At 75.8% G+C, this 12,032-nt stretch carries 5 protein-coding genes; 2 read left to right on the top strand and 3 right to left on the bottom strand.

Features of this window, described 5'->3' with window-relative positions:
* Positions 1-125 precede the first annotated feature (125 nt).
* Positions 126-641 (bottom strand): hypothetical protein, encoded by a 516-nt coding sequence (locus MID12_RS04345; protein ID WP_263165008.1) that lies wholly within the window; start codon positions 639-641, stop codon positions 126-128.
* A 416-nt stretch (positions 642-1,057) separates the two neighbouring features.
* Here MID12_RS04345 and MID12_RS04340 point away from each other — a divergent pair, with 416 nt between their 5' ends.
* A complete protein-coding gene (locus MID12_RS04340) occupies positions 1,058-3,124 on the top strand; it encodes an ATP-binding protein (RefSeq protein ID WP_263165006.1) in 2,067 nt (688 codons plus the stop codon).
* A gap of 145 nt (positions 3,125-3,269) precedes the next feature.
* Complete coding sequence (locus MID12_RS04335) at positions 3,270-3,890, top strand: L-threonylcarbamoyladenylate synthase (RefSeq protein ID WP_040246809.1); 621 nt, start codon at positions 3,270-3,272, stop codon at positions 3,888-3,890.
* 49 nt (positions 3,891-3,939) lie between these two features.
* Here MID12_RS04335 and MID12_RS04330 read toward each other — a convergent pair whose 3' ends face one another.
* Positions 3,940-9,687, bottom strand: coding sequence for a type I polyketide synthase (locus MID12_RS04330; protein ID WP_263165004.1), 5,748 nt, complete (start codon positions 9,685-9,687; stop codon positions 3,940-3,942).
* Positions 9,688-9,739: 52 nt separating this feature from the next.
* Entirely contained in the window at positions 9,740-11,842 is a 2,103-nt protein-coding gene (locus MID12_RS04325) for a beta-ketoacyl reductase (RefSeq protein WP_411577044.1), read from the bottom strand.
* Positions 11,843-12,032: the final 190 nt, after the last annotated feature.

Below are 12,032 nucleotides of genomic sequence, written 5' to 3'. Positions count from 1 at the left end.
CGGCAGGGGCGGCGCGGCCGGGCGCTTCCGGCGGCGCGTGCCCGGCCCTCCTGAGCACGCGTACGGGGGCGGACGGTTGCCCGTCCGCCCCCGTACGCGTGCCGTGCCCTGTGCGTGAACGGCGGTCAGCAGCCGCCGCAGTTGTGGTAGGTCACGTCCCAGTGGTTCGACTCGTTGTAGTAGATGTTGCCGGAGCCGGACTGCCACTTGCCGCCACCGATGGAGGTGAAGGTGCCGGTGATGTAGTTCGTCAGGCAGCTCGTCATGGCGAAGTCGAGCTTGTAGCCGTTCCAGTGGCTGTAGGTGCCGCTGGCGTGGCCGACCTCGGTGCCGCCGGTGACGGTCAGGGCGCAGCCGGAGGCGCCCTTCAGGGTGATCGCGCCCTGGATGGTCGCGGAGTTGACCTGCTCCAGCGAGGTGCAGGTCGGGGTGTTGCGGTCGGAGCAGCCGCCGCTGGAGCGGATGCCGATACCGGCGTTGGAGAGCTGGGAGGCGGCCTGCGAGTGGCTGAGCTTGGCGAAGACGCCGACGTCGGCGGACGCCGTGTCGCTGGAGGCGGCCTGGGCGACGGCGCTGGAGGAGAAGAACGCGAGAGCGAGGGCGGAGGTGCCGATCGCCGCGTTCCTGATGACCTTGTTCACTCGAACTCCTCTTCCCTGGGGGCGGATTCGGCGGCTACGCGCGTAGCGCTGCGGGAAAGCAGGTGAGCTTTCGTCCACAGCGGGTACTCCGGATGGGGCTCGACCGGAGCGGTGCGCCATGCCGTATGTCATGAACACAACATTGCACATCGGCGCCTGATGCGTAAGACAAGCTCCGGTGAACAGGGGTCCTGGCGCAAAGAAGGCTCCGGATGCCGCCGGTATGAGGGGGGCCGAAATCCCGCGCTCCGGGCGGACGACGGGATTTCGGACGCCTTCCCCGGAGAGGTCTGTCCGAAAGTCACCAGAGGAGCGCATCGGCACCCCCTAGGGGGTGCACTCGCCCCGCGCAAGCGGTTGCGTCGCTCTGACTCCTTCTCGCCCTGAACGGACAGGTGGAGGAGCAGACTGGCCCCGTGCTGATGAATATCCCGGACAAGGCGAACATCTTCGTCGGGCGCAGGACCGAACTCGCCCATGTCGCCACGGCGTTGGCCACCTCGCGGCTGCTCACCCTGACGGGCACCGCCGGGGTGGGCAAGTCCCGGCTGGCGCTGCGTGCGCTGGCCTCGCAGGAGGACCGCGGGGGCCGGGACGTCCACTGGGTGCGGCTGCGGTCCCTGCGGGACGACGCCCTGCTCGCGGACGCCGTCGCGGACGCCCTCGGTCTGGCCGACCACACCGCCCGTACCGCCCTGGAGGCCGTGTGCGGATTCATCGGCGAGCGGCCCCTGATCCTCGTCCTGGACTCCTGCGAGCACCTGGTGCCCGGCTGCCGCGCGCTGCTGGCCCGGCTGCTCGCCGACTGCCCCCGGCTCACCGCCGTCGCCACCAGCCGGGAGGTGCTGCGGCTCCCGGAGGAGGAGGTCCTGCGGGTGGAGCCGCTGGCCCCCGCGCGGGCGGGGCTCGCCCTGTTCACCCACCGGGCCGCCGACGCCGGGGTGCTGGTCCACGATGCCGAGGACCAGGAGCGCGCCCGGCGGTTGTGCGAGCGCCTGGACGGCGTCCCGCTGGCGATCGAGCTGGCGGCCGCGCAGCTGCGCACCGCCTCCCTGGTGGAGCTGACGGACCGGGTGCGCTCGGGCCTGGACATGGGCCGGCCCGCCGACGCAGCGGCCGGGGCCCCCGGTCCGGGGACGGAGCCCGGGCCGGACGCGCTGCGGGAGGCGATCGACTGGAGCCATGAGCTGTGCGACAAGGCCGAACGCCTGGCCTGGGCACGGCTGTCGGTGATCCGCGGCTCCTTCGGACCGGAGCTGGCCCAGGCCACCGCGGGCGGCGCCCCGCCCCTCGAACAGCCCGCGGAGGTCGACAAGGCCCTCGCGGGCCTGGTGCAGCGGTCCGTGCTCACCGAGGAGGACGGCCGGTACCGGATGCTGGACGCCATCCGCGACTACGGCCACGAGCGCCTCACCGAATCGGGCGAGGAGCACGCCGCGGCCGACCGGCACGCCCGCTTCCTGAGCCGGCTCGCCGCGCGGGCGCACCGGGAGTGGCTCGGCCCGCACCAGGCGGCCTGGTACGCGCAGGTGGGCAAGGGGTACGCGGAGACCGCGGCCGCCGCGGACCATCTGCTCGCCACCGACCCGGGGGCCGCCCTCCAACTCCTCACCGACATCGGCTTCTTCTGGGTCTGCAACGGCCATCTCCACGAGATCGAGCACTACATGGACCGCGCCGTCGCCGCCGCACCCGCCTCCGGCCCGGCGCGGGTGCGCGGACTGTGGCTGCTCGCGCTCTGCCATCTGCTGCGCGGCGAGCACGACAAGGGCCTTGCGGTGGCGGCGCGTTGCCGGGCCGCAGCGGTCGAGGAGGGCACCGGCGAACTCCTCCAGCAGGCCGCCTACGCCGAGGGCCTCGGCGAACTCCTCAAGGGCCGCCCGCAGTTGGCGCTGACGATCGCCGATGCCGGGCTCCGGGAGAGCGCGGGCCCCGGCGAGGAGGCCCGCTTCGACCGCGGCACCGTCCTGTGCCGGCTGATCCGGATCTTCGCGCTGACCGGCTCCGGGGACCTCGACCGGGCCCGCGGCGAGGCGCAGGACCTGCGGGACCTGTGCCTCGGGCACGGCGAGCACTGGACGCGCTCCTACGCCGACTACCAACTCGCCCTGATCGCCCTCCTCGACGGCCGCGCCGAGGACGCCGTCGAGCACGCCCGCGCCGTACTCGACGCCAAGCGCCGCATCGGCGACAGCTTCGGCATCGCCATGGGCCTCGACCTCGCGGCCGTCGCCTGGGCCCACCAGGGGCAGGCCCGGCACGCCGCCCTCGCCTACGGGGCGGGCCACACGTACTGGCAACTGGTCGGCCACCCCCAGCGCGGCACCCCCGAGGTGGCCCCGCTGCGGGAGGAGAGCGAGCGGATGGCGCGGGCCGCGATCGGCGACGAGGCCTACGAGGAAGCCTTCCGGCGGGCCGCCGAGGGCGACCCGGCCTCCCTCGCCGAGTGGGCCGCCTACGGACTGCCCGTCCCGCACGTCTGACCGCCTCCCACGGCCGCCCGCCGGGCCTACGACCGCTCCCAACTGCCCTGATACGGAAGGCGGGTGGGCCGCCGGACCGGTGTGCGGGTGCTCCGGGTGGTGCCGAGCGGGGGCGCGCGGTGTCCGTATCGCGTAGTCTCGGCAGATGGCGAAGTACTTCGACGTGCACCCCGAGAACCCTCAGCGGCGCACCATCAGCACCGTGGCCGACAGCATCCGCTCCGGCGCCCTCGTCGCGTATCCGACCGACTCCTGCTTCGCGCTGGGCTGCCAGCTGGGCAGCCGGGACGGCATCGGCAGAATCCGCTCGATCCGCAATCTCGACGACCGCCACCACTTCACCCTGGTGTGCCAGAACTTCGCACAGCTGGGCCAGTTCGTGCAGATCGACAATGACGTCTTCCGCGCCATCAAGGCGGCCACGCCCGGGAGTTACACCTTCATCCTCCCCGCGACCAAGGAGGTGCCGCGCCAGCTCCTCCACCCCAAGAAGAAGACGGTCGGCGTCCGGATCCCCGACCATGTCGTGGCCCAGGCCCTGCTCGCCGAACTCGGCGAGCCGTTGCTCTCCAGCACCCTGCTGCTGCCCGACGAGGAGGAGCCGCTGACCCAGGGCTGGGAGATCAAGGAGCGCCTCGACCATGTGGTGGACGCCGTGGTCGACTCCGGTGACTGCGGCACCGTGCCGACCACGGTCATCGACTTCTCCGGCGGCGAGGCGGAGATCGTGCGCCGGGGCTCCGGCGACCCCTCGCGGTTCGAGTAGTCCGCGCTCCGCACGGCCGGGCGCGGGTACGGGACCCGCGCCCCGCGCCTCAGGGCGCCAGCCACCCCCGTACCGTACGGGCGGTCTCCGCGGCCTCCTCCTCGATCAGCGAGAAGTGGTCCCCGCCGGTCTCCAGGCGGGTGTGCGGCAGCGGCCAGCCCACCGCCGTCGGGCCGTGCGCCTCGGCCGCCGCCACCAGGAGGACCGGCACCGGTGAGGGCTCCGGCTTGTGCGCGGAGAGCAGCCGCAGATAGCCGCCCATGGCCGTGAGCCGGGTGTCGTCGAGCCCGTCCGCACGGGCCGCGAGGGTCGCGAACAGCTCCTCGTAGTCGGCCGGGACCAGGCTCGCCATCGGGCGGCTGTCGAGCAGGACGACGGCGCGGGCGCCACCGCGTTCGGCCACCGCCTGGGCCAGCTGGCCGCCGGAGGAGTAGCCGACCAGGACGAACTCCTCGCCCTCACCCACGACGTGGGCGAGGGCCGCGAGCAGCGCCCGCTCCAGTGCGGCGTGGTCCCGCGGCAGCGGCTCGCCCGCCAGGAAGCCCGGCAGCCGCAGCGCGGTGACCGGGTGCTCCCCGCGCAGCGCGGCGGCGAACCGGGCGAACTGATGCGGCCCCGACGCCGCCAGGACGCTCGGCAGGCACACCAGGCGCGGCCCGTCCCCGCCCGCGGCCAGCTCCACCGGCGCGGGCACCGCCCCCGGATCCTCCGGCCCCGCGAACAGCGGCCGGAAGCGGGCGGCCTCCCCGAGCAGCCCCAGGAACTCGGCGGACCTGCGCTGCGCGACCGCGTCCCGGAACATCACCTCGAACGAGCCCTGCGCGGGCGGCTGTTGAGCCGCCCGCGGCGCGCTGTCGGAGCCGGAGAGTCCACCGGCCCGGTCCAGTTCGGCCTGCAGCCGCGCGGTGAGCCCGGCCAGGTCCGGGTTGTCGGTGAAGACCGTCGCCGAGAGCCGGACACCCGTCGCCGTGCCGAGGCGGTTGCGCAGCTCCACATTGGTCAGCGAGTCGAAGCCGAGTTCGAGCAGCCCGCGCTCCGGCAGCGCGCCCGGGTCCGGATGCCCGAGTACGCCCGCCACCTCGCTCCGCACCAAGCTGCCGAGCAGCGCGGGCAGTTCACCCGGAGCCGCACCGGCGAGGCGCTCCCGCCACCCCGACTCGGCCTTGGTGGCGCTCCCGCGCGGCGGCCGGGCCTCGGGCAGTTCCGCGAGCAGCCGGGTGGGCCGGACCGCGGTGTAGGCGGGGGCGAAGCGCGCCCAGTCGACGTCCGCGACCAGGACGCCGCGCTCCCCGGTGGCGAGCACGGTGCCCAGCGCGCCGAGCACCCGCTCCGAGGCGAGCAGGGCGAGCCCCTGCCTGCCGAGCCGCTCACCCCGGCTCAGGCCCGCGGGCCCGCCGTCCCCGGCGGCGGTCCCCGGCACGTCCTGCTCCACCCAGGGGCCGAAGGCGAGCGCCGCCGCCGCGCTCCCGGCGCCGCGCCAGCCCACCGCGGACGCCTCCAGGCGGGCACCGGCGGCGGCCCCCGCGCCCTGCCCGAGCCCGCCGAACACGGCGCCGAGCGAGGAGAACACCACGAAGGCGTCCAGGCCGAGGTCCCGGGTCGCCTCGTGCAGGAGTTCCGCCTCCCGGGCGCGGTCCAGGCTCGACGCCAGGCGCTCCGGGGTCAGTTCGGCCAGCGGCGCCTCGTCCACCGGGGCCCCGGTGTGCAGGACGGCGCGCAGCGGGCGCCCGGCGGGCAGCGAGCGCAGCACGGACTCCAGCGCCCCGGCCGCGGTGAGGTCCGCGGCGCACACGGTCGCGGAAGGAACCTCAGCGGCCAGTTCCCCGGTCTCGTCCTCCGCGCCCGTCACCAGGAGTACGTGACCGGCGCCCTGCCCGGTCAGCCACCGCGCGAGCGCGAGACCGACGGCGCTGTCGGCACCGGTGACGAGCACGGTGCCTTCCGGGTCCGGGAAGGCGGTGCCTTCCGGGTTCGGGGAGGCGGTGCCTTCCGGGTTCGGGGAGGCGGTGCTCTCCGGGTTCGGGGAGGCGATGCCCTCCGAGGCCGGGAACGCGGTGGCGTCCGGGTCCGGGGACGTGGTGGCGTCGGGGTCGGGGGAGGCGAGGGCGCTCGGGCCTGGGGAGGCGGTGGAGTCCGGCCCTGGGCGCTGGGGCGCCGTCCCCTTCTCGGCCGCGCTCCCCGCCGTGCTCTTCTCCGCGCTCCCCGCCGCCCCCTCGGCCGTCCCCGCGGGCGCCCGGACGAGCCTGCGGACGAAGGCCCCGGCCGACCGGACGGCGACCTCGTCCTCCTCGGCGGTCAGCGCCTCGGCGAGCCGGTCCCAACCGCCCTCGCCGGGCAGATCGACAAGCCCGCCCCAACTCCCCGGCTGCTCCTGCGCGGCGGCCCGGCCGAGCCCCCAGACCGCGGCCTGCGCGGGCGAGGGCGCGGGATCCGCCCCGTCCACCGCGACCGCGCCCCGGGTCACCGCCCACAGCGGCGCCGCGAGCGAGGACTCCGCGAGGGCCTGCGCCAGGGCGAGGGTCGCGGCGAGCCCCCGGGTGACCACCGGGGCCCCGGGCTGGGGCTCCTCGTCACCGGCGAGGAGCGAGACCACCCCGCGCGGCCGTCCCTCGGCGGCCCGCGCGGCGAGCACGGCGGCGAACTCCTCGCGCCCGGCCGCACGCACCAGCTCGGCGCGGGCGCCCGCCGCCTCCAGCGCGCGCAGCGCCCCGGCCGCCTCCTCGGCGGAGGCCTCCCCGGGCGGGGCGACGACCAGCCAGGTCCCGTCCAGCCGGGGTCCCCGGCCGCCGCCCGCCGGACGCCACAGGGCCCGGTAGCGCAGGGTGTCGAGGGCGGACTCCCGCTGCCTGCGCGAGCGCCAGGCCGCCAGCGCCGGGAGCGTCGCGGCCAGCTCGGCGCCGGGCACCCCGAGGGTCCCGGCGAGCGCCGTCGCGTCCTGCCGCTCCACCGCTGCCCAGAACTCCGCCTCTGCGGAGTCACTCTGACGTTCCGTCACCTCGGCGGCCGGGGCCAGCCAGTACCGCGTGCGCCGGAACGGGTAGGTGGGCAGCTCGCAGCGCTGCGCCCCCGTACCGGCGAAGAGGGCGGCCCAGTCGACGGCGATGCCCTCGGCGTGGGCCTGGCCCAGGGAGGTGAGGAAGCGGTCGGCGCCGCCGTCGTCGCGGCGCAGGGTGCCGAGCACCGCCGCCTCGGCGCCCGCCCCGGCCGCGTCCAGGATCTCCTGCACCGCGCCGGTGAGCACCGGGTGCGCGCCGACCTCGACGAAGGCCCGGTGGCCCCCTTCGACCAGGGAGCGCACCGCGGGCAGGAAGCGGACGGTGCCGCGGGCGTTGCGGTACCAGTAGTCGGCGTCGAGCCCCTCGCTCCCGTACGCCTCGCCGGTGACCGTGGAGACGAAGCGCACCTCGCCGGGGCCCGGCCGCACCTCCCGCCAGCCCGCGAGGAGTTGCTCCCGTACCGGTTCGACCATCGGGGAGTGCGCGGCGAAGTCCACATTGATCTGGCGGGCGTCGACGCCCTGCGCGGTGAGTTCGGCCACCAGCTCGACGACGGCCCCCTCGGTGCCCGAAACCACCACCGCCGAGGCGCTGTTGACGGCGGCGACCGTCAAGGCACCCTCCCAGCGCTCCAGTTGCTCACGCGCCTCCGCCTCCGGCAGCGGGACCACGGCCATGCCGCCCTGGCCTGCCAAGCTCCCGAGTACCGTGCCCCGGTGGGCGATCAGGGCCGCCCCGTCCTCCAGGGTGAGCGCGCCCGCGACCACGGCGGCGGCGATCTCGCCCTGGGAGTGCCCGACCACCGCCGAGGGGCGCACCCCGCAGGACTCCCACAGCCGGGCCAGCGCCACCGCCAGCGCCCACTGCACCGGCTGGACGACATCCGTGCGCTCCAGCGGGGGCGCGCCCGGCTCCGCCCGCAGCACCTCGCTCAGCGTCCAGTCCACATGCGGGGCGAGCGCCTTCTCGCACTCCGCGACCGCGGAGGCGAACACCGGTGAGGCGTCCAGGAGTTCACCGCCCATGCCGGCCCAGTGCGCACCGCCGCCGGAGAACAGGAACACCGGGCCGCGCCCCGTGCCGCCCTCGTCCGCCGCCGCCGAGGTGCCGCGTACTGCACCGGCCGGGAGCAGGCCCTCGGACAGGGCCGTCAGCGCCGTACCGAAGCCGGCGGTGTCCGCGGCGACCACCACCGCCCGGTGCGGGAAGGCGCGGCGGGTGGTCGCCAGCGAGAGGCCGACGTCCAGCGGACGCGGGGCGGACCCCGAGCCGAGCCGGGCGCTCAGCCGGGCCGCCTGGGCGCGCAGATCCTCCTCGGTGCGGCCGGACAGCGGCCAGGGCACGGGCGCCCCCGCGCCGAAGAGCAGCGGCGCCGGTTCCGCGCGCCCCACCCCCGAAATCCGCTCGCCCTCCTCGGCGGGCGCCTGCTCCACGATCACATGGGCGTTGGTGCCGCTGACCCCGAAGGCCGACACCCCCGCCCGGCGCGGGTGCCCGGTCCCCGGCCACTCCTGATGCTCCGTCACCAGCCGTACCGAGCCCGCCGTCCAGTCCACATGCGGGGTCGGCTCGTCCACGTGCAGGGTCCGCGGCAGCTGCCCCGCGCCGAGCGAGAGCACCATCTTGATGAGCCCGGCGACCCCGGCCGCCGCTCCCGTGTGCCCGACGTTCGACTTCATGGAACCGAGCAGCAGCGGCCGGTCCCCGGGCCGGTCCTGCCCGTACGTGGCGAGCAGCGCCTGCGCCTCGATGGGGTCGCCGAGGGTGGTGCCGGTGCCGTGCGCCTCGACCACGTCGACCTCGGCCGCCGTCAGCCGGGCGTCGGCGAGCGCGCCGCGGATCACCCGCTGCTGGGCCGGACCGCTGGGCGCGGTCAGCCCGTTGCTGGCACCGTCCTGGTTGACCGCGCTGCCGCGCAGCACGGCGAGCACCGGATGCCCGTGGCGCCGCGCGTCGGAGAGCCGCTCCAGGACCAGGACGCCCGCGCCCTCGCCCCAGCCGGTGCCGTCGGCGGCCGCCGCGAAGGCCTTGATCCGCCCGTCCGGGGCCAGCCCCCGCTGGCGGCTGAACTCCACGAAACCGGCCGGGGTGGACAGCACCGACACCCCGCCCGCGAGCGCGAGATCGCACTCGCCGGAACGCAGCGAACCCAGCGCGAGATGGGTCGCCACCAGCGAGGAGGAGCAGGCGGTGTCCACCGTGACGGCGGGCCCCTCGAAGCCGAAGGTGTACGCGAGCCTGCCGGAGAGCACACTGGCCGCGTTGCCGGTGAGGAGGTACCCGTCCACCGGATCCGAGGTGGTGGCGGAGAGCATCCCGTAGTCCTGCGCGCTGGACCCGGTGAAGACGCCGGTCCTGCTGCCCGCCAGGCCCGCCGCGTCGAGACCGGCGCGCTCCACGGCCTCCCAGGCGGCTTCGAGCAGGAGCCGCTGCTGCGGGTCCATCGCCAGGGCCTCGCGCGGCGAGATCCCGAAGAACTCCGCGTCGAAGTCGGCCACTTCGTGCAGGAAGCCGCCGTGCCGCACATAGCTGGTGCCCGGCCGGTCCGGGTCCGGGTCGTAGAGGCCCTCCAGGTCCCAGCCCCGGTCGGTGGGGAATCCGCTGACGGCGTCCCGCCCCTCGGCGAGCAGCTCCCACAGCTCCTCCGGGCTGCCCGCGCCGCCCGGGAACCGGCAGGCCATGCCGACCACGGCGACCGGCTCGTGCCGCCGCTCCTCGTTCTCGTGCAGCCGGTGCAGCGCCTCGTGCAGATCCACCGTCACACGCTTCAGGTATTCGCGGAGCCTTGCCTCGTTCGCCATCGCTGTCCTTGCAGTTCTCGCCGGAGTGGTCACAGTGCCCGTCCTCGCCGGTTCAGGCCGTGGAGTGCTGGTCGTCGCGCCCGGGGCCCGCGCCGCCGCGCTGCCCGAAGCTGCCGAGCCGGTCCTCGATGAAGTCGAACAACTCCTCGTCGCTGAAGGCCGCCACCGCCTCGGCGACCTCCGCCGTACCGGTGGCGTACGCGGGATCGCGCGCGTCGGTCAGCGCGCCCGCCGCCTCCGCCTCCGCGGGCCCGTCCGCCCCGGCGCCGCCGAGCAGCGTGAGGATCAGCCGGGTGACCGCGAGCGGCGTCGGATGGTCGAAGACCAGGGTGGCGGGCAGCCGTGTCCCGGTGGCCTCCGCCAGCTGGTTCCGCAGCGAGACCGAGGCCAGCGAGTCGAAGCCCAGCTCCTTGAACGGCCGCTGCGCGGGCACCTCCTGCGCCCCCTGATGACCGAGCACGGCCGCCGCCACCTGCCGTACCAGCAGCAGGAGTTCGGCCTCCCGCTCCTCGGGCGGCAGCCCCGACAGGCGGTCCGCGAGCGCGGAACGCCCGGCACCGGCACTCTCACCACCGCTCTCCGCCAGCGCCTCGACGGCCTCCGGCAGCGCGGAGAGCAGCGGCCCCGGCCGGGAGGCGGTGAACACCGGCGCGAACCGGGCCCAGTCCACCTCGGCCACCACCACCGCGGTCTCCCGCTGCGCGAGGGCCCCGCGCAGGGCGTCGAGCACCGCCCCGGTGGGCAGTTCGGCGAGCCCGCGCCGCTTCAGCTGCGCGCGCCGCTCCTCCTGCGCCGGCGCGTCCGGCGCGGCGAGCGGGGCCTCCTCCCAGGGTCCCCAGGCCACCGAGGTGGCAGGCAGCCCGGCGGCCCGGCGTGCCTCCGCGAGCGCGTCCAGCCAGGCGACACCGGCCGCGTGCGCACCCTGGCCCGCGCTGCCCCACACCCCGGCGACCGAGGAGAAGAGCACCAACTCCGGTGCCTCGGCGCCCGGTTCGGCGCCGGTCTCGGTCAACTCGTGCAGCAGCGCGGCCCCCGTGCAGCGGACCCCGAGCCCTTCGGCGAGTTCCGCGGGGGAGAGGTCGGCCAGGGCGGACCAGGAGTCCGTACCCGCCGTGTGGAACACCGCGGTCAGCGGCTGCTCCGAGGGCACCGAGTCCAGCAGCCCGCGCACCGACTCCCGCTCGGTCAACACGCAGTCGGCGAGGGTCACTCGGCCCGCGCCCGCCTCGGTCAGCTCGGCCACGAGTTCCGCGGCCGCCCCTTCCTCGACCGGGCCGGTGAGCAGCAGATGGGCCGCACCGCTGCGGGCCAGCCAGCGGGCGAGGAGCACTCCCATGCCGCTCGTACCACCGGTGACGATGGTGGTGCCCCGGGGACGCCAGGCGGCGGCTCCCGGAACGGCCTGCTGCGGCGCACGCGTCAGGCGCCGCGCATACGTGGTCGTCCCCCGCAGGGCGAGCTGGTCCTCGTGCTGCGGATCGGCGCCCGTGGGGAGGACCCCGGCGAGCCGTGCGTACTGCCCGGGCACCGCGGCCGCGGGCAGGTCGACGAGGCCGCCCCACTGCCCGGGGTGCTCCAGTGCGGCCACCCGGCCGATCCCCCAGACCGCCGCCTGCGCGGGATCGGGCGCCGGATCACCGGGATCCGCCCGCACCGCCCCGCTGGTCAGATGCCAGAGCGGCAGGTCCCGGCCGGTGGCGGCGAGCGCCTGGGTCACGGCCAGTGCCCCGGCGGGCGTGGCACCGAGGCTCAGCACCCCCGCGACTTCCGGGTACGTGTCCAGAGCCTCCGCGAGCCCCGCCGGGTCCGGCAGGTGGTGCACACCCGTGGCACCCGCGGCGACCAGAGCCCCGGTCAGCTCGGCGGCGGGCGGCACCGCACTGCTGAGCAGCCAGCTCCCGGTCAACGGCTCGGGCGCCGGTGACTCGTACTGCGCCGTCCAACTCACCCGGTAGCGCAGCCCGTTGAGCGCCGACGCGCTACGGGACCGCTCACGCCAGGCCCGCAGCGCGGAGACCACCGGCGCCACCGAGTCCGCCGGGAGGCTGAGCGCGGTCGACAACTCCTCGAGGTCGGTGCTCTCCACCGTGTTCCAGAAGGTGTCCTCGGAGCCGGCGCCGCCGGACTCCGTCGCGGGCGAGGCGGGGGCGGTCAGCCAGTAGCGCTTGTGTTGGAAGGGGTAGGTGGGGAGGTCGGGGTGGTGGGTGGTGGGTTGGCTGCTGGGTTGGGCGGTAGGGGTGAGGCCGTGGGTGTGTGCGTGGGCGAGGGCGTGGTGGAGGCGGGGGGGGGGTGTCGTCGTTGCGGAGGAGGGTGGCGTGGGTGGTGAGGGGGCTGGGGTCGGTCTC

Source organism: Streptomyces sp. SCSIO ZS0520 (assembly GCF_025643355.1).
Taxonomy (GTDB): Bacteria; Actinomycetota; Actinomycetes; order Streptomycetales; family Streptomycetaceae; genus Streptomyces; species Streptomyces physcomitrii.
Note: the sequence above shows the minus strand (reverse complement) of the source record. Positions and strands in the feature narration are given on the sequence as shown.

Coding starts and splice junctions, on each gene's coding strand:
- MID12_RS04335 (WP_040246809.1), top strand. CDS start 3,270: ATGGCGAAGTACTTCGACGTGCACCCCGAGAACCCTCAGCGGCGCACC.
- MID12_RS04330 (WP_263165004.1), bottom strand. CDS start 9,687: ATGGCGAACGAGGCAAGGCTCCGCGAATACCTGAAGCGTGTGACGGTG.